Origin of the sequence: Pseudomonas tensinigenes (genome assembly GCF_014268445.2) — a bacterium.
Taxonomy (GTDB): Bacteria; Pseudomonadota; Gammaproteobacteria; order Pseudomonadales; family Pseudomonadaceae; genus Aquipseudomonas; species Aquipseudomonas tensinigenes.
In genome coordinates this window covers 5,113,879-5,137,390 of the sequence record NZ_CP077089.1, presented here as the reverse complement: position 1 = coordinate 5,137,390, position 23,512 = coordinate 5,113,879, and the positions used below count along the sequence as shown (strand labels likewise).

21 protein-coding genes are annotated in these 23,512 nt (G+C 60.7%); 9 read left to right on the top strand and 12 right to left on the bottom strand.

What is annotated here, in order from left to right; translation table 11 throughout:
- Position 1: 1 nt before the first annotated feature.
- The gene (wrbA, locus tag HU718_RS22750) at positions 2 to 598 is read right to left on the bottom strand and encodes an NAD(P)H:quinone oxidoreductase (protein ID WP_127929376.1); all 597 of its coding nucleotides are present in this window, start codon (positions 596 to 598) and stop codon (positions 2 to 4) included.
- The gene (gene arsC / locus HU718_RS22745) at positions 595 to 948 is read right to left on the bottom strand and encodes an arsenate reductase (glutaredoxin) (protein ID WP_150706567.1); all 354 of its coding nucleotides are present in this window, start codon (positions 946 to 948) and stop codon (positions 595 to 597) included. Before arsC ends, wrbA begins: the two co-directional genes overlap by 4 nt.
- 113 nt (positions 949 to 1,061) lie before the next feature.
- Here arsC and HU718_RS22740 point away from each other — a divergent pair, with 113 nt between their 5' ends.
- Positions 1,062 to 1,529 carry a TlpA disulfide reductase family protein gene (locus HU718_RS22740; protein WP_102901697.1) on the top strand — a complete coding sequence of 156 codons (468 nt, stop codon included), beginning with the start codon at positions 1,062 to 1,064 and terminating at the stop codon, positions 1,527 to 1,529.
- A 381-nt stretch (positions 1,530 to 1,910) separates the two neighbouring features.
- Here the strand turns inward: HU718_RS22740 and HU718_RS22735 are convergent, their stop codons facing one another.
- Both HU718_RS22735 and HU718_RS22730 read right to left on the bottom strand, forming a co-directional pair.
- Positions 1,911 to 2,315 (bottom strand): META domain-containing protein, encoded by a 405-nt coding sequence (locus tag HU718_RS22735; RefSeq protein WP_095123035.1) that lies wholly within the window; start codon positions 2,313 to 2,315, stop codon positions 1,911 to 1,913.
- On the bottom strand, positions 2,315 to 2,749 hold the full coding sequence (locus tag HU718_RS22730; RefSeq protein WP_038367468.1) for a hypothetical protein: 435 nt from the start codon (positions 2,747 to 2,749) through the stop codon (positions 2,315 to 2,317). Before HU718_RS22730 ends, HU718_RS22735 begins: the two co-directional genes overlap by 1 nt.
- A 133-nt stretch (positions 2,750 to 2,882) precedes the next feature.
- On the opposite strand from HU718_RS22730, the gene HU718_RS22725 reads away from it, so the two are divergent.
- Positions 2,883 to 3,335, top strand: a complete 453-nt coding sequence (locus HU718_RS22725; RefSeq protein ID WP_095123034.1) for a hypothetical protein — start codon at positions 2,883 to 2,885, stop codon at positions 3,333 to 3,335.
- Between the two features lie 13 nt (positions 3,336 to 3,348).
- Here the strand turns inward: HU718_RS22725 and HU718_RS22720 are convergent, their stop codons facing one another.
- Positions 3,349 to 4,338 (bottom strand): 2-hydroxyacid dehydrogenase, encoded by a 990-nt coding sequence (locus tag HU718_RS22720; protein ID WP_186614677.1) that lies wholly within the window; start codon positions 4,336 to 4,338, stop codon positions 3,349 to 3,351.
- A gap of 82 nt (positions 4,339 to 4,420) precedes the next feature.
- Complete coding sequence (locus HU718_RS22715) at positions 4,421 to 7,174, bottom strand: response regulator (protein WP_186614713.1); 2,754 nt, start codon at positions 7,172 to 7,174, stop codon at positions 4,421 to 4,423.
- 219 nt (positions 7,175 to 7,393) lie between these two features.
- Here HU718_RS22715 and HU718_RS22710 point away from each other — a divergent pair, with 219 nt between their 5' ends.
- The 7 genes from HU718_RS22710 (at position 7,394) to HU718_RS22680 (ending at position 15,893) form a co-directional block, all read left to right on the top strand.
- On the top strand, positions 7,394 to 8,116 hold the full coding sequence (locus HU718_RS22710; protein ID WP_186614679.1) for a response regulator transcription factor: 723 nt from the start codon (positions 7,394 to 7,396) through the stop codon (positions 8,114 to 8,116).
- Entirely contained in the window at positions 8,103 to 9,527 is a 1,425-nt protein-coding gene (locus tag HU718_RS22705) for a sensor histidine kinase (protein ID WP_186614681.1), read from the top strand. Before HU718_RS22710 ends, HU718_RS22705 begins: the two co-directional genes overlap by 14 nt.
- A gap of 213 nt (positions 9,528 to 9,740) precedes the next feature.
- Positions 9,741 to 10,643 carry a cysteine synthase CysM gene (gene cysM, locus HU718_RS22700; RefSeq protein ID WP_163004698.1) on the top strand — a complete coding sequence of 301 codons (903 nt, stop codon included), beginning with the start codon at positions 9,741 to 9,743 and terminating at the stop codon, positions 10,641 to 10,643.
- Positions 10,643 to 12,019 (top strand): 23S rRNA (uracil(1939)-C(5))-methyltransferase RlmD, encoded by a 1,377-nt coding sequence (gene rlmD, locus HU718_RS22695; protein ID WP_150706564.1) that lies wholly within the window; start codon positions 10,643 to 10,645, stop codon positions 12,017 to 12,019. Before cysM ends, rlmD begins: the two co-directional genes overlap by 1 nt.
- A 101-nt stretch (positions 12,020 to 12,120) precedes the next feature.
- A complete protein-coding gene (gene relA / locus HU718_RS22690; RefSeq protein ID WP_016987453.1) occupies positions 12,121 to 14,364 on the top strand; it encodes a GTP diphosphokinase in 2,244 nt (747 codons plus the stop codon).
- Between the two features lie 127 nt (positions 14,365 to 14,491).
- On the top strand, positions 14,492 to 15,325 hold the full coding sequence (gene mazG, locus HU718_RS22685; RefSeq protein WP_150706572.1) for a nucleoside triphosphate pyrophosphohydrolase: 834 nt from the start codon (positions 14,492 to 14,494) through the stop codon (positions 15,323 to 15,325).
- A gap of 25 nt (positions 15,326 to 15,350) precedes the next feature.
- Positions 15,351 to 15,893 (top strand): DUF2058 domain-containing protein, encoded by a 543-nt coding sequence (locus HU718_RS22680; protein WP_016987455.1) that lies wholly within the window; start codon positions 15,351 to 15,353, stop codon positions 15,891 to 15,893.
- Positions 15,894 to 15,962: 69 nt separating this feature from the next.
- Here the strand turns inward: HU718_RS22680 and HU718_RS22675 are convergent, their stop codons facing one another.
- From HU718_RS22675 to HU718_RS22650, 6 genes are all read right to left on the bottom strand, one after another.
- The gene (locus HU718_RS22675) at positions 15,963 to 16,151 is read right to left on the bottom strand and encodes a hypothetical protein (RefSeq protein WP_007917473.1); all 189 of its coding nucleotides are present in this window, start codon (positions 16,149 to 16,151) and stop codon (positions 15,963 to 15,965) included.
- Positions 16,152 to 16,542: 391 nt separating this feature from the next.
- On the bottom strand, positions 16,543 to 17,763 hold the full coding sequence (fabB, locus tag HU718_RS22670; protein WP_034155815.1) for a beta-ketoacyl-ACP synthase I: 1,221 nt from the start codon (positions 17,761 to 17,763) through the stop codon (positions 16,543 to 16,545).
- Positions 17,764 to 17,774: 11 nt separating this feature from the next.
- Complete coding sequence (fabA, locus tag HU718_RS22665) at positions 17,775 to 18,290, bottom strand: 3-hydroxyacyl-[acyl-carrier-protein] dehydratase FabA (RefSeq protein WP_003227150.1); 516 nt, start codon at positions 18,288 to 18,290, stop codon at positions 17,775 to 17,777.
- Positions 18,291 to 18,537: 247 nt separating this feature from the next.
- Entirely contained in the window at positions 18,538 to 20,442 is a 1,905-nt protein-coding gene (locus HU718_RS22660) for an ATP-binding protein (protein WP_186614683.1), read from the bottom strand.
- Entirely contained in the window at positions 20,439 to 21,371 is a 933-nt protein-coding gene (locus HU718_RS22655; protein WP_186614685.1) for an ABC transporter substrate-binding protein, read from the bottom strand. The genes HU718_RS22660 and HU718_RS22655 overlap by 4 nt, the downstream gene beginning before the upstream one ends.
- 1 nt (position 21,372) lies before the next feature.
- On the bottom strand, positions 21,373 to 23,496 hold the full coding sequence (locus tag HU718_RS22650) for a TonB-dependent receptor plug domain-containing protein (RefSeq protein ID WP_186614687.1): 2,124 nt from the start codon (positions 23,494 to 23,496) through the stop codon (positions 21,373 to 21,375).
- Positions 23,497 to 23,512: the final 16 nt, after the last annotated feature.

Genomic DNA, 23,512 nt, shown 5'->3' with positions numbered 1-23,512 from the left:
CTCAGCCCACCAGTTTCTGAGCGGTTTTCGCCAGCCGCAGACCCAGCGCGCGACACAGCGCCACTTCATGCTGATCGAGACCACTTTTGCCGTCAGCCCCGGCGTGATGGCTGGCACCGTAAGGCGTACCGCCGCCCTGGGTTTCCAGCAACGCCGACTCGCTGTACGGCAGACCGGTGATGAGCATGCCGTGGTGCAACAGCGGCAGCATCATCGACAGCAGCGTGGTTTCCTGACCGCCGTGCAGGCTGGCGGTGGAGGTGAACACGCCGGCCGGTTTACCGACGAGCGCGCCGGTCAGCCACAGGTTGCTGGTGCCGTCGAGAAAGTACTTCAGCGGCGCGGCCATGTTGCCGAAACGCGTCGGGCTGCCGAGGGCCAGGCCGGCGCAGTTCTTCAGGTCATCGAGCGTGGCATACAGCGCGCCTTCGTCCGGTATGGCCGGGGCCACGGCTTCGCACTCGGTAGAGATTGCCGGCACGGTGCGCAAACGCGCTTCGAGACCGGCCTGCTCGACACCACGGGCAATCTGCCGGGCCATCTCGTTGGTCGAGCCGTTGCGGCTGTAATACAGCACCAGAATGTACGGCGCGCTCACGGCAACAACTCCAGGATATTTTCCGGTGGACGACCGATGACGGCTTTGTCGCCGGCTTCGAGAATCGGCCGTTCCATCAGTTTTGGATGCTGGGCGATTGCGTCGATCAATTGCGCTTCGCTGAGGCTTTCGTCCGCCAGCTGAAGCATTTTGTATTCATCTTCCCCGCTGCGCAGCAATTGGCGTGCGCTGATCCCGAGCTTGCTGAGCAGGGCCTTGATTTGCGCCGCGCTCAAAGGGGTTTCGAGGTAACGCACGACGTTCGGGGTCAGGCCGCGGGCTTCAAGAAGTTCCAGCGCGCCGCGGGATTTCGAGCAGCGCGGATTGTGATAAAGCGTCAGATCGGTCATGGCGGGTCGCTTCTGGCGTAAAGTGGCGGCTATTCTAACTGTGCAGCGCGCAATCCAGAACCTTCGGAGGCAATGGGTCGCAGGCGCCTTCAAATTTTCACAAGGAACACGACATGACACGGCGATTGGCAGCGGCATTGACGATAATCGGGGCGTTGATGCTGGGGGGCTGCGGCAATGATTACGGTATCGACCAGAATGGTCAGAAAGTAGCGTCCGAGCGCTTGGACAAACAGTGGGTAGTGCTCAACTACTGGGCTGAATGGTGTGGCCCGTGCCGGACCGAAATTCCGGAACTCAATCATCTGGCTGATGAATTGAAGAGCAAGAACGTTGGCGTCTTCGGGGTCAACTTCGACAACGTGCAGGGTGTGGAGCTGAAAGACGCCAGCGAGAAGCTGGGCATCAAGTTCACCGTGCTGGCGCAGGATCCGGCGGAGTTGTTCGAGTTGCCGCGCAGTGAGGCACTGCCGGTGACGTACATCATCGACAACAAGGGCAAGGTGCGTGAGCAGTTGATGGGGGAGCAGACGGCGGCGGGGGTGATGGCGAAGCTTGAGGCGTTGCAGGCGACCCAGTAACGTCAAAAGCCCCTCACCCCAGCCCTCTCCCGGAGGGAGAGGGGGCCGACCGAGGTGTCTGACGGGTTACATCGACCTGAGAGATTGAGTCGATTGTGAATTCACCAAAACCAGATCCGCTCGATTAGGCAGTCGCCAGAGCGGGATTCGATCGATTATGGATTCGGCGATGGCCGTTCAGGTCGGCGTAGCTCCCCAATATCCCCCAATCAGTCCCCTCTCCCTTTGGGAGAGGGCTAGGGTGAGGGCTTTGGCAGACTCACCGACCTAAAAGATCCAGTCGATTATGGATTCTGCATAGGCCGTTCAGGTCGGCGTAGCTCTCCAATATCCCCCAATCAGTCCCCTCTCCCTCTGGGAGAGGGTCAGGGTGAGGGCTTTTTAGCCTTCTTCCAGCCACCAGCGCAACGGCTTGCCTTCAGCCGGCCAGAAGCGCATCTGCTCGATCGGCGAGATGTCCCAGCGCTGGACATGCTCCAGCGCCTGCAGAAAGCGTTGTTCCTGCTCCATCAGCGCCGGGGCGCACAGTTTGCGGGTCTTGCCGATCTTGCCGAAGGTCAGCTTGTCACCTTCCAGCGTGTACGGCGCGAACCAATGGTTGCAGCCACCGTTGCCGTAGGCGCGACCATCATCGCCGAGGGTCACGGTCAAATGGCTGTAATCCATCAACGGCCGCTCGCCGATCCACTCCAGAATGTAGCTGCGGTTCTGTTGCAGTTGCACGGGTTCGGCGGCGCAACCCACCAGGCCGGCACCCACCAGCGCGGTCAGGGCAAGGCGTTTCATCACGCAGGCTCCTGGCATTTCGGGCACAGGTGTTTATCGCCGACCGCTTTCCAGCCGAGCTCGGCGATACGTGCGGTGGCAGCCGGTTTCTCAGCGGTTTTGCCGAGTTTGGCGTCTACAGCGAATTCGAAGCTCAGCTCTTTGGCACAGCTGTCGCAGTTGACCTGCCAGGTGTGGATCGCCAGTTCACCGAACACTGGGCCCGTGGTCATCGCGGTCCATTGGCCCGGTGGGTTGATCAGGTGGCGGACGGTTTCAACGGTCAGGCGCATGGACAAGTCCTTGCTGCCTTTGAGGGTGACCAGCAGGGCGTCACCGATGCGGATCGAGCCACCGTTGCCGGTGACCTGATAGCGGCCTGGAACGAGGGCGCGGCATTCGGTGAGGGTATGTTGCGGGTTCATCAGGGTGTAGCGGAAATCGTGTTCGACCATGGGTCCTCCAAATATGCGCGACATGCTAGCACGGGCTTGATTGCAGAATGATGCGCGCGTGCGACCTTCGATCCGGTTCAAATGAAGCGACGCTCATGGCAAACTGCCGGCCTCGACTCTGAAGGAACGGAACATGGCGCTGATCGAATGTTATGAATGCAAGAAGAGCATCAGCTCCGAAGCCAACGCGTGCATTCATTGCGGGGCTCCAATGGCGGAGCAAGCAGTACACGCGCAGACCGCAGCCGCGCCCATACAGGCTGCAACAATTTCGTTCGGCAGTCTGCCGCGTAACAAGGCAGTGCCCGAAGTCAGTGCGCCAGCGCCTGAACCGCAACCTTTACCGAAAGTCATGCCGGCCGCCGCGCGGCGTCGGCGCCAGCAGCCAACCGAGCAACCTGTTGCCGAGCAGGCCAATGCCGACGGCAGTCGTCCGGTGGAAGGCTGGCTGAAGATCATGATCTTCCTGCTGCCGATGGTTTTCGTCTGGTTCCTGCTGCGCTACGGCCACTCGATGAAACAGCGCTTTTTTGGCTTCGGCTGGCTGGCGTTGCTGATTCTGGCGTCTTCGCTTTCACCGAAATAAGCTGAAAGAAATCTCAGCCCTCGACCTGGTTCTGTGGCGTTCCCGCCGCCCAGGTCGCGATGTTGTGCAAGGTCGTCGCGGCAATTGCGCCCAATGCTTCACGCGTCAAAAAGGCCTGATGCGCGGTGATGATCACGTTCGGAAAAGTCAGCAACCGCGCCAGCACATCGTCCTGCAAGGGCAGGTCGGAGCGATCCTCGAAAAACAGTTGCGCCTCTTCTTCATAGACATCCAGGCCGAGATAGCCGAGCTGGCCGTCCTTCAAGGCGTCAATCAGCGCCGGGGTGTCGACCAGGCCGCCGCGACCGGTATTGATGAGCATCGCGCCCGCCTGCATGTGCGCCAGTGAATCGCGGTTGATCAGGTGTTTGCTGTGCTCGTTGAGCGGGCAGTGCAGGCTGATGATCCGCGACTGCGCGAGCAGTTCCGGCAGGCTCAGATAGCGCGCACCCAATGCCAGAACATCCGGGTTGGGAAAGGGGTCGTAGGCGAGCAGCTCACAACCGAAACCGCGCATGATTTTCGCGAAGGTCGCGCCGATCTGCCCGGTGCCGACAATGCCCACGGTTTTGCCGACCAGATCGAAACCGGTCAGACCGTGCAGGCTGAAGTCGCCCTCACGGGTACGGTTATAGGCGCGGTGCAGACGACGGTTGAGGGCGAGGATCAGCGCCACGGCGTGTTCGGCCACCGCATGTGGCGAGTAGGCCGGTACTCGCACCACGGCCAGTCCCAGGCGTTTCGCCGCAGCCAGGTCGACATGGTTGTAACCGGCCGAGCGCAGGGCAATCAGGCGCGTGCCGCCCGCAGCCAGGCGCTCCAGTACCGCAGCGCTGAGGTCGTCATTGATAAACGCGCAGACCACTTCATGTTCGTTGGCCAGCGCCGCCGTATCGAGACTGAGCCGGGCCGGTTGAAAGTGCAACTCGATACCCGCCGGGCAATCGGCGGCGAGGAAGCTGTCGCGGTCATAGGTCTGGCTACTGAAAACGAGCGTGCGCATGAAATCCTCCTGGAACATCGACACGGATTGAATCACCTGACCCCACTTTAGCGCTGCCGGTGTTGGCCGGTATTGCCGTGGATCAGGCGCTGATCTTCGCTTGCGCCGCGAGCCCGTTGATCGCCCGCTCCAGTTCTTCCAGCGCTGCCACGGCCTTCGGGTCGCCCTGCTTGAGCAGGGTTTCGCTGCGCTGGCAGGCCGCGCGCAATTGCGGTACGCCGCAATAACGGGTGGCACCGTGGAGGCGATGGACGCGCTCGATCAAGGCGTTCTGGTCGCGGTTTTCGCACGCCGTACGAATGGCTTCGCGGTCGGCTTCCAGTGAGGCGAGCAGCATGGCCAGCATGTCCGCAGCGAGATCAGCCTTGCCGGCGGCCAGACGCAAACCTTCCTCGTGATCGAGCACCGGCAGTTCATTGTTGCCAGCGGAATTTTCGCTGGTCCGCTCCGGCCCTTGATTGCGCAAGGCCAGACCGGTCCATTTCAGCACCACCTGCGCCAGTTGCCGCTCGCTGATCGGTTTGGTCAGATAGTCGTCCATGCCGCTTTGCAGCAGCGCGCGTTTTTCGTTGGCCATGGCGTGGGCGGTGAGGGCGACAATCGGCAGCGGCGTGCAGTGTCGCTCGCTTTCCCATTGGCGAATGGTTTCGGTGCTCTGGCGACCGTCCATGCCCGGCATCTGTACGTCCATCAACACCAGATCGAAGGATTCGTTCTGCACCGCTTTGACCGCCGCGTAACCACTTTCCACTGCGAGCACCTTGGCACCCATGTCTTCGAGCAGGGTCTGCACCAGCAGCAGGTTGGCCGGGTTGTCGTCGACGCACAGCACTTTCGGCGCGCGGCTCGACAACGGTTCGCCCGGCTCGTTGCGTGGTTGGCGGGGATTGGCCAGATCGGATAACGCCCGACGCAATTTGCGCGTACAGGCCGGTTTGGCTTGCAGCTGACTGTGCGGGTTGGGCACCGACAGATGAAACAGCGTCTGTTCGGTGGTCGGGCACAGCACCAGCACTTTGCAGCCGAGGTGTTCGAGGTCCCAGATATGCTGATTCAAGCGCTCGGGCAGCATGTCGTTGCTGGTGATGCCGATCACCGCCAGATCAATCGCCTGATCGGTCTGATGCGCGCCAGTAACGCCATTGGTCAGGCTTTCCAGGGTATTGAACGGCGTGACAATGAGGCCGCAGTCTTCCAATTGATGCTGCAAGGCCTGACGCGCCAGTTCATGGTTTTCCAGAACTGCCACCCGGCGTCCGAGCAGCGGCGCCGAGGGCAAGTCTTCGGCATCGTCACGGGTCTTGGGCAGGCTCAGGCTGATCCAGAACTCCGAGCCTTCGCCCGGTGTGCTGTCGACGCCGATTTCACCGCCCATCTGTTCGATCAGGCGTTTGGAAATCACCAGCCCCAGACCGGTGCCACCCGGCTGGCGCGACAGCGAGTTGTCCGCCTGACTGAATGCCTGGAACAGGGCACGCACGTCCTGAGTGGACAAGCCAATGCCAGTGTCCTGAATGCTGATACGCAGTTGCACACTGTCTTCGTGTTCTTCTTCCAGCATCGCTCTAGCGACGATGGTGCCTTCGCGGGTGAACTTGATGGCGTTGCTGACCAGATTGGTGAGGATCTGTTTCAGACGCAGCGGGTCACCGACCAGCGACAGCGGCGTGTCGCGATAGACCAGACTGACCAGTTCCAGCTGCTTGGCGTGCGCGGCGGGGGCGAGGATGGTCAGGGTGTCCTGCAACAGATCGCGCAGATTGAACGGAATGTGGTCGAGCACCAGTTTGCCGGCCTCGATTTTCGAGAAGTCGAGGATCTCGTTGATGATCCCCAGCAGGCTGTCGGCGGATTTTTCGATGGTGCCCAGATAGTCGAGCTGGCGCGGGGTCAGTTCGCTTTTTTGCAACAGATGGGTGAAGCCGAGAATGCCGTTGAGCGGCGTGCGGATCTCGTGGCTCATGTTGGCGAGAAATTCGGATTTGATCCGGCTGGCCTCCAGCGCCTCTTTGCGCGCCAGATCCAGTTCGATGTTCTGGATTTCGATGGTTTCCAGGTTCTGCCGGACGTCTTCGGTGGCCTGATCGACACTGTGTTGCAGTTCTTCGCGAGCGTTTTGCAGGGTACCGGCCATGCGGTTGATGCCGGAGGCCAATTCATCCAGTTCCTGACTGCCGAGCGGCGGCAGACGCGTTTCCAGATGACCGTCCTTGAGCTGCGCGACGGCTTGTTTGATCTGGCTCAGCGGACGGTTGATGGTGCGGCCCATGCGCAAGGCCAGCAGCGCCGCGCCCGCCAGACCGGCGGCAATCAGCAGCAGACTGGCAAACAGACTGCGATAACCGCGCAGCAGCATGCCGTTGTGCGATAGCTCCAGTTCGACCCAACCGAGCAAACGGTCGGATTCTTGCGGGATCAGTTCGCCAGCGAGGTTGCGATGCTTGCCAAACACCGGCATCAGGTAACGCGTCGCGTCATTGCCGCTGCGCCGTTGCAAATGCGCGCTGTCGCCGCTCGGCGCCTGATTGAGCATGGTCGGGCCGGCGTGGGCCAGCGGTGAGCGGTCCGGGGCGAGGAAGGTCACCGCGCGCACGTCCGGTTGTTCAAGGGACTGAGTGGCGATGCGTTCCAGCAGATCGCTGTTGCCGTGCCCCATGGCGGGGGCCACCAGCGGCGCCAGTTGCTCGGCGATCATTTCACCGCGTTGCATCAATTGGCTCTGCAAGTCGGACTGCTGCGTCCAGGTGAAATAACCACCCAGCACCAGCGCCATCAGGCTGGTCGGCAACAAGGTCAGCAACAACACGCGACCTTTGATTCCCAGTTTCTTGAGCACGCCTATCTCCTGCATCCCGCTGATCTGTTGACTCATGCGTGCATCCGGCACGCGACATGGGCGCAGTGTAGCGATTTGCTCGCAGGCAATCTTCGGAAAAATGCTGTCGCGATGGGGCAGGGCGCGGGTGCTCGTTGGTCAGGTGGGTCAACCTTGAGTTGCCCGCTGTCCGACAATCTTGAATAATCGCTCTCAACTGAGAATTACTTGCAGATACTCATGACTCCTGTTTCCGCTGGCCAGCCACGCATTCTTTCCATCGAAGACGATCCGGTTCTCGGCGCCTATGTTCACGAACATCTGGGCCGCAGCGGCTTTCAGGTGACCTGGTGCCAGAATGGCCAGGAAGGCCTGAGCATCGCCACGCGCCAGCCGTTCGACGTGGTGCTGATGGATATCCTGCTGCCGGGCATGGACGGTTTGAATGTGTTGACGCAATTGCGCCAGAGCCATTCGACGCCGGTGCTGCTGATGTCGGCCCTCGGCGCCGAGGCGGATCGCATCAGCGGTTTTCGTCTGGGCGCCGACGACTATTTGCCCAAGCCGTTCAGCATGGCCGAGTTGCATGTGCGCATCGAAGCGATCCTGCGTCGGGTGGCGCTGGATCGGCGCCCGGCATCGCTGGCGGCGCCAGTGGCGGCCGGCACGCTGCGTTTTGACGATGAACAATGCGATGTGTTTTTTCGCGAGCAAGCCGCCGGGCTGACCCGCAGCGAATTCCGTTTGCTGGAAACCCTCAATCGCAATGACGAAGAAGTGCTGAGCAAAGCCTTCCTTTATCAGCACGTTTTGCAACGCGGCTACGCGGCGCACGACCGCAGCCTCGACATGCACATCAGCCAGATCCGCCGCAAACTCAAAGCCATCGGTTACACCGAGCGTGAAGTGCGCACCGTGTGGGGCAAGGGTTACGTTTTGAGCGCCGCCGATGAAACGCTCTGAACTGCCGGGGCGGCATTCGCTGTTCTGGAAACTGGCGTTTCTACTGGTCGCATTTTGTCTGCTGATGATCTGGTTGAGCTGGTCATGGGGCCGTTACATGGAGGAGCGCAACCAGTTCCTCTCCGACGAAGCGCGCGGCACCCTCAGCCGTTATGCCGCGCAAGCGGAACAGGCGTGGCAACACGGCGGGCGCAGCGGTGTCGATGACTGGCTGCAAAGCATGGAGTTGCGCGAAGCCAGTTGGGTTGGCGTCATCGGCGGCAACCTGCAGTCGCTGAGCAGTGATCCGCTCAATGATCAGGAAATCCAGCACCTGACCTTCTTGCGCGGCCTCGACTGGCCGATCCACAAGAAAGGCCGGCCGTGGTTGCGCATTCCTTTCCCCAAAGAGCCGTCTGCGGGCAGCCTGGTGATCGAGTTGCCCGAACGATTTGTTCCGGGCAAGTACCGGGTGTTCTGGCGCGTCATCACCAACGGCGTGATTCCCGGTCTGTTCACGTTATTGCTGTGCGTCGGTCTGTACCGTTTGTTGGTCGTGCCCCTGAACAACCTGCGCGAACAGGCCAACGCCTGGCGCGCCGATCAATTGAATGTGCGCCTGTCGAGCGGGATTACCCAGCGCCCGGATGAACTGGGTGAGCTGGCGCGGGCGTTCGACTCGATGTCCGAGCGCCTGCAATCCATGGTTGCCCTGCAACAGCAGTTGCTCCGCGACTTGTCCCATGAATTGCGCACGCCGCTGAGTCGCTTGCGCGTGGCCAGCGAAAGTGAGCAAGGCCTGCCGCAACTGCGCGAGCGCATTGGTCGCGAAGTCGACGGTATGCAGCGACTGGTCGAGGAAACCCTGCAACTGGCCTGGCTCGACACTGACCGCTCGCCACTTCCCGAAGAGGCGATCCAGGTTGAGGCCCTGTGGGAAATGCTCACCGACAATGCCTGTTATGAAAGCGGCTGGCCAAGTCTGCAATTGCAGTGTTCGGTCGAGGCGTCGTGCTGGGTGCGTGGCAACTTGAATACCCTGGCGCAGGCGTTGGAGAACATTTTGCGCAACGCCATTCGGCATTCGCCCGAGGGCGGGATTGTGCGTCTCGATGGACGGCGCGATGGCGATTATTGGCACCTGTGGCTGGAAGATCAGGGTGGCGGCGTAGCGGAAGGGGATCTGGAACGGATCTTTTCGCCGTTCACCCGACTCGACGGCTCGCGGCCCGGAGACGGTGGATTTGGCTTGGGGCTGAGCATCGCGCGCAATGCCGTGCAGCGTCAGGGCGGGAGTATTTGGGCGGAGAATGCCGGGGCGGGGTTGCGGTTGAATTTGAGGTTGCTGGCTGAGGGTGATGTTGCGCCGACTGACGCCTTCGCGAGCAGGCTCGCTCTCACATTGGAACTCGGTTCGCCGCAGATTGTGTGAACAACACTGTTTCCCCTGTGGGAGCGAGCCTGCTCGCGAAGAGGCCATACGCATCACCGCCAATTAAGATGACCCACCGCAAAAGTCGCACCACTGGTGCGACTTTCAATCCCTTATTCCCATAAACCATAAGCACCGCACTTTGCGTGATATGGCCTGCGCGGGTTTGCCGGTATGATAGGCGCCCCCGCACGTCTGGATTGCGAATACGCCATGACCCTGCAGTACCCAACCATCGCCGATTGCGTCGGCAACACGCCGCTGGTGCGTTTGCAGCGCCTGCCCGGTGCTACCAGCAACACCCTATTGCTCAAGCTCGAAGGGAATAACCCGGCGGGTTCGGTCAAGGACCGTCCGGCGTTGTCGATGATCACTCGCGCCGAGTTGCGCGGGCAGATCCACGCCGGCGATACGCTGATCGAAGCGACCTCGGGTAACACCGGGATCGCGCTGGCCATGGCGGCTGCGATCAAGGGTTACAAGATGATCCTGATCATGCCGGACAACTCCAGCGCCGAGCGTAAAGCGGCGATGACCGCGTACGGTGCCGAGCTGATTCTGGTCAGCCAGGAAGAGGGCATGGAAGGCGCCCGCGATCTCGCCCAGCGTATGGAAGCCGAGGGCCGTGGCAAGGTGCTCGATCAGTTCGCCAACGGCGACAACCCTGAAGCGCACTACACCACCACCGGCCCGGAAATCTGGCGTCAGACCCAGGGCTCCATCACCCATTTCGTCAGTTCGATGGGCACCACCGGTACCATCATGGGCGTGTCGCGCTATTTGAAAGAGCAGAGCGACAGCGTGCAGATCGTCGGTTTGCAGCCGATGGAAGGCTCGGCCATTCCGGGCATCCGCCGCTGGCCGCAGGAATACCTGCCGAAGATTTATCAGGCGGATCGCGTCGATCGCATCGTCGACATGGCGCAAAGCGAAGCCGAGGACGTCACCCGGCGTCTGGCCCGCGAAGAAGGCATCTTCTGCGGCGTGTCCTCGGGCGGTGCGGTGGCAGCGATGCTGCGCCTGTCCAAAGAAGTTGAAAACGCGGTGATCGTCGCGATCATCTGCGACCGTGGCGACCGTTATCTGTCGACCGGCATTTTCGACGCGCCCAACTGATGGCCAAGCACGAGAGAGGCCTGCGCTTCCAGCCCACCGGCGGCAGCAAGGCCGCGCAAATTCCGACCGGTAAAAAGCAGCGCTTGAACATCGAGCGCCTGGCCAATGACGGTCGCGGTATCGCGTTTTTCGAAGGCAAAACCTGGTTTGTCCTCGGCGCCCTCGCCGGTGAAGAGGTCGAAGCGCGGGTGCTTGGCGCCCACGGCAAAGTGGTCGAAGCGCGCACCGAGCGCGTGTTCAAGGCCAGCGAACTGCGCCGCCCGGCACCGTGTCAACACGCCGGCCGTTGCGGCGGTTGCAGCGTGCAGCATTTGCCCCACAGCGAACAGCTTGCCCTGAAACAGCGCATGCTCGCCGAGCAATTGTCGCGTGTGGCCGGTGTCGAACCGCAAGAGTGGGCAGCGCCATTGACCGGTCCCGAATTCGGCTATCGCCGTCGCGCCCGCATCGCCGTGCGCTGGGACATGAAGGCGAAGAAACTCGAAGTCGGTTTTCGTGCCGCTGGCAGTCAGGACATCGTCGCGATCAGCGAATGCCCGGTGCTGGTACAGCCCTTGCAACCGATCATGACCCGTTTGCCGGAGATGCTCCGTCGTTTGAGCAAACCGCAGGCGCTGGGCCATGTCGAGTTGTTCAGCGGCTCGTCTCTGGCGGTGTTGCTGCGGCACATGGCGCCGTTGTCCGAAGCGGATCTGACCATCCTCAAGGACTTCTGCCAGTTCCATGAAGCGCAATTGTGGTTGCATGGCGAAGGTGAGCCGCAACCGGTCGATGCGACCCAGTCGCTGGGTTATCGCCTGGAGCAGTGGGATCTGGATCTGGCGTACCGACCGGGTGACTTCATTCAGGTCAATGCCGGCGTCAACGAAGCCATGGTCGCGCAAGCGCTGGAATGGCTGAAACCCGGCAGCGACGAGCGCGTGCTCGATCTGTTCTGCGGCTTGGGCAACTTCGCCTTGCCGCTGGCCAAAGCCGTGCGCGAAGTCGTCGCGGTCGAGGGTGTGCAAACCATGGTCGATCGCGCTGAAGCGAACGCCGCCAGTAACAATTTGCATAACACAAAGTTTTTTCAAGCCGATTTATCCCAGCCTTTGACCGATGCCCAGTGGATCGGAAACGGCTTTTCTGCGGTACTCTTGGACCCACCGCGTGACGGTGCTTTCGAGGTGGTTCGCAAGCTGGCGACCCTGGGTGCCAAACGGTTGGTGTATGTGTCGTGCAACCCTGCAACTCTGGCGCGCGACACGGTCGAATTGATCAAGCAGGGCTACCGGTTAAAACGTGCCGGGATTCTCGATATGTTTCCTCAGACGGCACATGTCGAGGCCATGGCGTTATTTGAAGCGAGCCAGGATGGCTCGTCTGAATCCGTCTGATCTGTCCGCGCAGCGCTCGCATCAGCCCCGCGAGCGCAAACGGGCAACAAGGATCAGCGATTTGACGCATTGAATCTGCGTCGTAGGGAAGGTAAAGCAAGATGGTACAGGTGAGAGCACACCAGCCGATCAACACTGACGGCAGTATCAATCTCGAGGCTTGGCTCGATCACGCGGTCAGTGTCGATCTGGCACTGGATCGCGAAGCCTTGAAAGAAGCCTGCGAGTTCGCTCGCGAGGCCGAACAACAGTCCAATGCCAAGAAGAATCTGTGGGCCGAAGGCTCCGGCAGTTTCAGTACGGGCCTGGAAATCGCCGAGATTCTCGCCGACCTCAAGCTCGATCAGGATTCGCTGGTCGCGGCGGTCCTGTATCGCGGCGTGCGCGAAGGCCAGATCGAACTCGCGGCCATCGGCCAGCGCTTTGGCCCGGTGGTGGCCAAGCTGATCGACGGCGTGCAGCGCATGGCGGCCATTAGTGCCAGTCTCAGTCCGCGTCAGTCGATGGTCATGGGCACACAAGGGCAGGTGGAAAACCTGCGCAAGATGCTCGTGGCGATGGTCGACGACGTTCGCGTCGCGCTGATCAAACTGGCCGAACGTACCTGCGCCATTCGTGCGGTGAAAACCGCTGACGACGAAAAGCGTAACCGCGTCGCCCGCGAAGTCTTCGACATTTATGCGCCGCTCGCGCACCGCCTCGGCATCGGTCATATCAAATGGGAACTGGAGGACTTGTCCTTCCGTTATCTCGAGCCGGATCAATACAAACAGATCGCCAAGTTGCTCCACGAGCGACGGCTTGATCGCGAGCGTTTCATCGCCGACGTGATGACCCAGCTCAAGGACGAATTGCAGGCCACCGGCGTCGACGCCGACATCAGCGGCCGGGCCAAACACATCTATTCGATCTGGCGCAAAATGCAGCGCAAGGGTCTGGAATTCAGCCAGATCTACGACGTGCGCGCCGTACGCGTGCTGGTCCCGGAAATGCGCGACTGCTACACCGCGCTGGGTATCGTGCACACCTTGTGGCGGCACATCCCGAAAGAATTCGACGACTACATCGCCAACCCGAAAGAGAACGGCTACCGCTCGCTGCACACCGCGGTGATCGGCCCTGAGGGTAAAGTGCTGGAAGTGCAGATCCGTACGCATTCGATGCACGAAGAAGCCGAACTCGGCGTCTGCGCGCACTGGCGCTACAAGGGCACTGACGTCAAATCCGGTTCGAACCACTACGAAGAGAAAATTTCCTGGCTGCGTCAGGTGCTCGAGTGGCACGAAGAACTGGGCGACATCGGTGGTCTGGCGGAACAGCTGCGTGTCGATATCGAGCCGGATCGGGTCTACATCTTCACCCCCGACGGTCACGCCATCGACTTGCCGAAAGGCGCGACGCCGCTGGACTTCGCTTACCGCGTGCACACCGAAATCGGTCACAACTGCCGTGGCGCGAAGATCAACGGGCGCATCGTGCCGCTCAACTACAGCCTGCAGACCGGTGAGCAGGTCGAGATCATCACCAGCAAACACGGCACGCCGAGCCGCGACTGGCTGAACTCCAACCTCGGTTACGTCACCACCTCGCGGGCGCGAGCGAAGATCGTCCACTGGTTCAAATTGCAGGCGCGCGACCAGAACGTCGCCGCCGGTAAAACCCTGATCGAACGCGAACTGACACGCCTCGGCCTGCCCGCGGTGGATTTCGACAAGCTGGCCGACAAGGCCAACATGAAAACCGCCGAGGACATGTTCGCCGCCCTCGGTGCCGGCGATCTGCGTCTGGCGCAACTGGTCAACCTCGCGCAGCAACTGGTCGAGCCGGAACGCGGCAACGAACAACTGGAACTGATTCCACGCAAAGCCACCGGTTACAAACCGGGCAAGCGCGGCGACATTCAGATTCAGGGCGTCGGCAACTTGATGACGCAGATGGCCGGTTGCTGCCAGCCGCTGCCGGGCGATGCGATCGTCGGTTACATCACCCAGGGCCGTGGCGTGAGCATTCACCGTCAGGACTGCGCCTCGGTGCTGCAACTGGGCGGGCGCGAGCCAGAGCGGATCATCCAGGTCAGTTGGGGCCCGGTGCCGGTGCTCACCTACCCGGTGGACATTGTCATCCGTGCCTACGACCGTTCCGGGCTGCTGCGTGACGTCTCGCAGGTATTGCTCAACGAGCGTATCAACGTGCTGGCGGTCAACACCCGCTCGAACAAGGAAGACAACACCGCGCTGATGTCGCTGACTATCGAGATCCCGGGGCTGGATGCGTTGGGCCGGTTGCTGGGGCGGATTTCGCAGTTGCCGAACATCATCGAAACGCGGCGTAACCGTACGCCGTGATGTGGCTTCTCTGTGGGAGCGAGCCTGCTCGCGAAGAGGGCGTGTCAGTCGACAACATAGTTGCAGACACACCGCTTTCGCGAGCAGGCTCGCTCCCACAGTGGTTTTGTGGTGAGACAGCTAAATGATTTACAGCCTTGAAGACCTGCTCCACCTGATGAACCGTCTGCGCGATCCGCAGTTCGGTTGCCCGTGGGACATCAAGCAAACCTACGCAACCATCGTTCCGCACACCCTCGAAGAAGCCTACGAAGTGGCCGACGCCATCGAACGTGGCGACTTCGATCATTTGCAGGGCGAGTTGGGCGATCTGCTGTTCCAGGTGGTGTATTACAGCCAGTTGGCCAAGGAAGAAGGGCGCTTCGAATTCGCCGGGGTGATCGACAGCATTACCCGCAAGCTGATCCGTCGTCATCCCCATGTGTTCCCCACCGGTGATCTCTACGCACCGCTGGATGTGCCGCGCTTGAGCGAAGAACAGGTCAAGCAGCGCTGGGAAGAGATCAAGGCCGAAGAGCGCGCCGAGAAATCCGCCGCGCCCGAGCAACTGTCACTGCTCGATGACGTGCCGGCGACGTTGCCGGCATTGTCGCGTTCGGCAAAGTTGCAGAAGCGCGCAGGGCAGGTCGGTTTCGACTGGCCGGATGCCTTGCCGGTGCTCGACAAGGTGCGCGAAGAACTCGATGAAGTCCTCGAAGCTATGTCGGAAAACGATCCCGTCGCCGTGGCTGACGAGATCGGCGATCTGCTGTTTTCCGTGGTCAATCTGGCCCGGCATCTGAAGGTCGACCCGGAAACCGCGCTGCGTGGCGCCAACGGCAAGTTCGAAAGACGTTTCCGATTTATCGAACAGGCATTGCGCGACACCCACCGTCCCATAGAAGATTGCACCCTCGAAGAGTTGGACGCCCTGTGGGGTGAAGCCAAACGTCAGGAAAAGAATGTGCCCGGCTGCGGCTGAGCAACTGCCCAAGTGAGTAAGTCCCATGAGTATTTCCCTTCGCGACCAGTTGCTCAAAGCAGGCCTGGTCAACCAAAAGCAGGCCAAGCAGGTCAGCAAGGACAAGCAGAAGCAGCAGCGTCTGGCGCACAAAGGCCAGATCGAGCTGGATGACTCGCAGCAACGTGCAGCTCAGGAAGCCATGGCCGAGAAGGTCAAACGCGACCAGGAACTGAACCGTCAGCAGAAAGAGAAAGCCGAGGCCAAGGCGCGTGCAGCGCAGGTCAAGCAGTTGATCGAAGTCTCGCGTCTGCCCAAGCTGACCACCGAGGACTACTACAACTTCGTCGACGACAAGAAGGTCAAGCGCATCTCGGTCAACACGCTGATGCGCAATAAGCTCAGCAGCGGTTCGCTGGCGATCGTCCACCATGCCGGCGGCTACGAAGTGATCCCGCGTGAAGCGGCCCTGAAGATCCAGGAGCGCGACCCGCAGCGCATCGTCCAGCTCAACGTGCAGACCGAAGAGGTCAGCACCGAGGACGATCCGTACGCGGCGTATCAGATCCCAGATGATCTGATGTGGTAAATCGATAAAGCTGTAACAACGACAAACCCCGCTCATGGCGGGGTTTGTCGTTTTCAATGCTGTGGTGAATCAGGCGGATTTCAGATCCCGCTGCTGTTCTTGCACTTCCAGTTCGGCCTTGTAGTTGTGGGCGTCGATCTCGTTGTGGAACATGCCGACCAGCAAGTCTTGTTGATGCACATCCCAGATGCGGATACCGGCGGCTACGCCTTCGTGGGACATGTGTGAATCGTCGCGTTCAGTTACTTTTACAGTCATCTGCTAGCTCCAAATCTCAAGTTATCTGCAGCAAGGCGTGTGCAGGACTCTGTTATAGAATTTGTTAGCCTGCTAAGTAAACGGCTGATTTGTGCAAGGTGTTATTGCGTTTTTTGCAACAGTGCTGCAGCCCGCGTAATCCGCGACATTCGGTCGCAGGCTGGTAAGTTTCATGACAGAAGTTTCATTTTCACAAGCGTCGAAACCCATTGTGGGAGCGAGCCTGCTCGCGAATTCGGTGGGTCAGACGACGATAGGGTGACTGGAATATCGCATTCGCGAGCAGGCTCGCTCCCACAGGGTTTTGCGGTGTACCTGCTATTTTCTGCAGACGAAAAAAAACGCCCCGAACCAGTCGGGGCGTTTTCATGTGTGGCTCAAGCGGGGGGAATTACTTGCCTTCCCAGCGCTTCAGTACCAGCGTGGCGTTGGTGCCGCCGAAGCCGAAGCTGTTGCTCATCACGGTGTTGATGGTGGCGTTTTCGCGGGTCTTGGTCAGCACCGGCAGATCGGCCACTTCTGGGTCCAGCTCGTCGATGTTGGCGGAACCGGCAATGAAGTTGCCTTCCATCATCAGCATGCAGTAGATCGCTTCGTGAACGCCGGCGGCGCCCAGGGAGTGACCGGACAGGCTCTTGGTCGAGCTGATCGCAGGTGCCTTGTCGCCGAACACTTCACGCACACCTTTCATTTCCGCAACGTCACCGACCGGAGTCGAAGTGCCGTGGGTGTTCAGGTAGTCGATCGGCGTATCAACGGTGGACATCGCCATCTGCATGCAGCGGATCGCGCCTTCGCCACTCGGGGCAACCATGTCGTAGCCGTCGGACGTTGCGCCGTAGCCAACGATTTCCGCGTAGATCTTGGCGCCACGGGCCAGAGCGTGTTCCAGCTCTTCAACCACGACCATGCCGCCACCGCCAGCGATGACGAAACCGTCACGGTCGGCGTCGTAGGCACGGGAAGCTTGTTCCGGGGTGTCGTTACGCTTGCTGGACAGCGCGCCCATCGCGTCGAACAGGAACGACTGGCTCCAGTGCTCTTCTTCGCCGCCACCGGCGAAAACGATGTCCTGCTTGCCCATCTGGATCTGTTCCATGGCGGTACCGATGCAGTGAGCACTGGTGGCGCAGGCAGAAGCGATGGAGTAGTTCAGGCCCTTGATCTTGAATGGCGTGGCCAGGCAAGCGGAAACGGTGCTGCTCATGGTCCGCGTTACGCGGTATGGGCCTACGCGCTTCACGCCTTTCTCGCGCAGGATGTCCAGCGCTTCCATCTGGTTCAGCGTGGAAGCACCACCGGAACCGGCGACCAGGCCGGTACGCGGGTTGGACACTTGCTCTTCGGTCAGGCCGGAGTCAGCGATGGCGTCTTTCATGGCCAGGTAGGCGTAAGCCGCTGCGTGGCCGACGAAGCGATAGATCTTGCGATCGATCAGCTCTTCAAGGTTGAGGTCGATGGAGCCGGAAACCTGGCTACGCAGACCCATTTCGGCATATTCCGGGTTGAACCGGATGCCAGGGCGGCTTGCACGCAGGTTAGCGGAGACGGTCTCTTTGTCATTGCCCAGGCACGAAACGATGCCCAGACCAGTGATAACGACGCGGCGCATGCGAATAACCCTTAGAAGTTGTCAGTGGAGGTGAAAACGCCGACGCGAAGGCCTTCGGCGGTGTAGATTTCGCGACCGTCGACAGTCACCGAACCATCGGCAATGGCCAGGTTCAGCTTGCCCTTGAGGACGCGTTTGATATGAATGTTGTAGGTGACTTTCTTGGCGGTCGGCAGGACCTGACCGAAGAACTTCACTTCGCCCGAACCCAGCGCACGGCCGCGGCCCGGCAGGCCTTGCCAGCCCAGGAAGAAACCGACCAGTTGCCACATGGCATCCAGACCGAGGCAGCCCGGCATCACCGGATCACCTTCGAAGTGGCACGCGAAGAACCACAGGTCAGGGTTGATATCCAGTTCGGCGACCAATTCACCTTTGCCGTACTTGCCACCTTCTTCGCTGATCAGGGTGATGCGATCGACCATCAGCATGTTCGGGGCGGGCAGTTGCGCGTTACCTGGGCCGAACAGCTCACCGCGACTGCAGCGCAGCAGATCTTCCCGAGTAAAGGCGTTTTGTTTGGTCATGCGAGCTCCTCAATAATCCCATGCGGCAGGTGGGGCAAATCTTCCCGACCGTTCGAAGCGTTCATGCCTCGAACCGGCAGCCTACTCATAGACTATTGCGTTGTGGTGAAAGTCACAGCACCAAGGACATGAATGTACACTTGTGCACTGAAATTTTTATTCAAGCCCCTTTTGAGGCTCGTTCGGGTGCCTAAGACTGCCGCACTTTCGCTTTTCACGCCAGTCGCAGATGGTCGAAAGGCCCACACTACGACACCCAGCGCTGCAGAATCTGCTGCAGATCATTACGTTTGAACGGCTTCGCCAGATAATCGTTCATACCCGCCGACAGACAGGTTTCGCGGTCACCCTGCAACGCGTTGGCGGTCAGCGCGATGATCGGCACGTCGCTGCGTCCGGGCAGGCAACGGATCTGCCGGGTGGCCTCATAGCCATCGATAATCGGCAACCGGCAATCCATCAGAATCACTTCAAAGTCGCTGCCCTCGGCACTGCGTACCGCTTGTGCGCCATCGGTGGCGACACTGACAGTAAAGCCCAGACTGCGCAGCATCGCTTCAATAACTGTCTGGTTCACTGGATTGTCTTCGACCAGCAAGACATTGCGCCCTTCACCATGCTCTTTGCCGTTCAGTGCACGCGGCGCGGCCAATGGCGGCAGCGTCTGTTTATAGAGTGCCAGCGGGATTTCGAGAGTGAACACCGAGCCGCGACCTTCCTCACTTTGCGCACGCAAGGTGCCGCCCATACGTTCGGCCAGCGTACGGGCGATCGGCAGACCGAGGCCGGTGCCGCCGTAGCGCCGTGAGATCGAACTGTCGGCCTGCTGGAAAGCGTTGAACATCAACTCCAGACTTTCTGACGAAATACCGATGCCGCTGTCGCGAACCGAACAGGTGAACCACAGCAGTTCGTGATCCAACGACTGCCACTGCGCCTCGATGCTGACCCGACCCTGTTCGGTGAACTTCAGCGCGTTGCCAACCAGATTGACCAGAATCTGCCGGATCCGCGTCGGATCGCCCTGCACCTGCAAACCGCGCATGTCGTCCGGGATGCGCAGATTCAGCGCCAGCCCTCGCTGCACCGCGCTGTGCTGGAACGACTGGGCGCAGGCGCCGATCAGCTCGGCGAGGTTGAACGGGATGTGCTCCAGTTCCAGTTCGGAACGCTCGATGCGCGAGAAGTCGAGAATGTCGTTGATGACTTTCAGCAGGTGTTCGGTGGACTCCGAGGCGAGGGCGGCGTATTCGACCTGTTCCTCGGTCATCTCGGTGGTTTCCAGCAATTGCAGCATGCCCAGCACGCCGTTCATGGGCGTGCGCAGTTCATGGCTCATCATCGCCAGAAAGTCGGATTTGGCGTTGTTGGCCTTTTCCGCCTCTTCGCGGGTCTGGATCAGTTGCGCCATGGCTTGGTGCTGCTCGCGGCTGGCCTGTTCCAGCGCCTGGGCGAGGTTGTTGATGTGCTGCGACAGCGCGCCCAGTTCGGTGTCATCGACGATCGGCAGCGGGGTTTTATAGTCGCCGTCCTGAATGGCTTTGACCGCGTCGCCGATATCGCGAATCGGCTGCGACAGGCTGCCGGCCAGGCGCCGCGCCAGAACAAAGGTAAAGAGCAGGGCGAACAGCGCGAGAATCCCGGCCTTGAGCAGAATCTCCTGCTGGCGCTGGCTGAACGCGTCGTTGGACAGACCGACGATCACCCGCCCCAGATAGTCTTCACTGGCCCCACCATTGCTGACTTTGCCGTCCTGAAAGAAATCATTGTGCAGGGCGATGCGTTGCAAGCGTACCGGTGCCTGGAACACCTCGACCTGATGTGGCCGGCTGTGCGCAGCGGCGGGTTGTTCGACGTACACCAGAATCCGGTTGGCGCTGTCCTGCACCTCAAGAAAACGCACGTTGGGCGTGGCCAGTGTGGCTTTGAGCAGGCTTTCCAGCACTTCGTTGTTGCCGGAAATCACCCCGTATTCGGTGGCGGGCGCCAGTTGGTTGGCGATCAATTGGCCGGTGTGGTTCAGCTCCTGACGCAAATCCTGAATGCGCACGAAGGTGAAGAAGCTGATCAATAGCAAGGTCAGCAACAGCGCCGGACCCAGGCTGATCAACTGCGTGCGGGTGTTGATGTCCCAACGGCGACGGAAACTCATGGGCGGCGTTCTCCTTCAGCCAGTGCGCTGGCAACAGATGCGTCGTTCAGCGGTTCGATACCGAGTGAACGAGCGACCTGCGCATTACTTGAGACTTTAAAACGTGCGGGGTAGAGGGTCCGCGGCCAATTGGCCGGCGGTTGGTCGAGCAATTGATCGAGGATTGCCAGCCAGTCGTTCTGGTCGCTGTAACTGCTGGCCAGGCTGCCAGCGCGGACGAACGCAACGTTGGGGCCGACCAGTGCGACTTGCCGTGAGTAGCTGCTGAGCAGCAGGTTTTTTGCGGTTTTCGGGTTATACAGATCGGGGTCGTCGAGCCCCAGCAGCACATCGCTGTTCTTCAGTACGGTTTGCAGAGGACGGCTGTCATGGGTGTTGTCCCAACGCTCACTGACGATTTGCAGATTCAGCGGCGCGGCGGCGAGATTCAGCTCCTTGAGGAGGAATTCGCTGTGTTCATCGAACAGCACGCCGATCCGCCGTGCCTGAGGCAGAATGCGCCGGATCAACTGCAACTGGCGGCTCAGCGGCGGATCACTCCAGAGCAAACTCAGGTGTGCCGGTTGCGTGCTGCCGAGACGCTGGCGGGCTTGCAGGCGGCTGATACGCAGCACCAGCGTTGCCGGGCCTTGGGATTCTTGCAGACGCCAGTCGAGGCTCGGCAGATCGAGCAGAATCAGCCGTAGACTGGCGGGCAGTTTGCCCGGTGCCGGCAGACTGGCCAGCGGCTGGAAACGCACGTTGTCGGTCGGGCGCAGTTCGCTGAGTGCCTGCACAAACGCTTGGACGCCGGGACTTTCCTCGGCACCGGTCAACAGAATATCGGCGGCCTGCACCGCCACGCCATGCAGCCATGCGGTCAGAAACAGACACACCCCGGCCAGCCAGTGGCCAAAGGTTGGCAGCTTCCGTGACGGCCCGTAGCGCATTCTAGAACTCCAGCTCGGCGCTGAAATACATCACCCGACGCTCGTCGTAATTGTTGTCGACGAAGGTGGTCGGCTCATGGTCGAGGCGCTGTTGCAGCACGCCGGCCAGTTGCAGCTGGGCTTTACCCAGCGCAATGCGTTTGGCGATACGCGTATCGACCCGTTCGAAACGGTAGCCATTGAGCGCGTTGTCGCCGTAATAGAAGAGGGCGCTGTTCCAGCCATGGCCCCAATCGCGCAGCCAGCCGGCCGAACCGCTGTTACGCGAGGTGAATTGCTTATCCAGCGGATTACTCGCTTCGGCATCGACGAACGCGTAGGTGAAACGCAAGCGGTCGGCGAGGCTCACGCGCCAGTCGAGCTGGGTTTCGGTGCCACGAAAGCGTGAGCTGTTGGCGTTGCTCGCAATGTATTGGTTGTTGCGCAGCGGCTCGCTGATCATCCCGGTGATTTCGTCGTAGAACAGCTTCACGTCGAGGGCCAGACCGAGCTCGGCGAAATAGCCGTTGTAGCCCAGCTCGCGCGAGCGCATGTGTTCCTGGTCGAGGTCGCCCGGGCCGCGGGTCTTGACGAAGTAGCGCGCCGAAGACTGGCCGTATGCGGAAGGGTGCAGGTTGCTGACCTGATAGCTCCAGTTGACATTGTTCTCGAACATGTCCGGCGAGCGGATCGCCTCCGAGTACACCGCGCGCAAGCCGTGACGCGGGTTGATCAGGTAATTGACGGCAAATCGCGGGGTCAGCGAACTGCCGATCAGTTGCGTGTTTTCAAACATCGCACCGCCCTGCAACAGCCAGTGTTCAGTGGCACGCCATTCCAGTTGGCCGAACGCGCGCCACGTGGTGTCGTCCAGCGTGCCATTGAAGTAGGTCTCGGAGTCGGCGCGGTCGTAACGATAGTTCATACCGCTGACCAGACGCAGGCTGTCGGACAGGCTGAGGGTGTCCTGCAGTTCGAGGTCGTAGCGCGATTCGCGGGCACTCTGGTCGATGTCGCCGCACAGGGTTCGGCTGGCGCCGTTGCGCCACTGATCGAGCACCTGATTGGCCAAGGCCATTTCCTGCGGCGTGCCGGGCGCCGCGCCAGGGCCGGTGAACTGCGTGATGTTGCGCGCCAGGCGTTCGGTGTAATTCGGGTTGAGTTGCCACAGTTGCGTCAGTTCGGGGCTGAATGACACCTCGGCATCGCAGGCGCGCCAGGTTTGCTGGCGATCCCAGTGTTGCGCCGAACCTTGTATATAAAGGCTGTGTTCGGGATTGATGTCGAGGTTCCAGCGCACCGAACCGGCGTAATCCTTGGCCACCACGTCGGAATTGTTCCCGGCGGCGGTAATCCCGGAGAACACCGGGCGGTAGGTGTACGGTCGCTGGTTGGTCCCATCCTTGGCGTTGACCTGCCAGTCGAGGCTCTGGTTATCGCTGAGGGTGTGGCTGACCGCGAGACTGAAGCGATTCAAGCGACGGCTGTCGCGGTAATCGGCGCCGCTGCGATCGCTGTCGAAGCCATCGTCTTCCTGGCCGGATAACGACAGGCGCAGATCACCGCCATTCCAGCCGGTGCCTTGGCTGGCGTAAAAATCATTGATGCCACGCTGGCCACGGGTGTACTTCAACCGCGTGCCGTGGCTGTCCGCCGGGTGGCGGGTGATGATGTTGACCACCGCCATCAGCGCGTTGGCGCCATAACTGACGGTGTTCGGGCCGCGAAAAACCTCGATGCGTTCGATGTCTTCCATGGCCACCGGAATATCGCTCCAGTCCACCGTGGACAATCCGGCGCGGTACACCGAACGGCCGTCGATCAGCACTTGCATGCGCCGCGCTTCGCTGGCGTTGGTGCCGTGGTAATTGACTGCCGCCTGATTGCCGCTGATGTTGCCGACCATCATCCCCGGCACCAGGCGCAGCAGTTCGCTGATGTCGCGGGCACCGCTGGCGTTGATCAGTTCGCTGTCGAGTACGGTCATGCTCCCCGGCACTTCCGCTGGCGTCTGTTTCAGGCGCGTGGCGGTCAGCACCTGCGGCAGTGCTTCGTTGTCCATGAACAGGTCGTCGGCCAGCACTAGCGGGCTGAACAGCAGCGCCAGTAAGACGGACGAACGCGGGGACGCAGAGCCAAAAGACACGACACAACCTTGATAG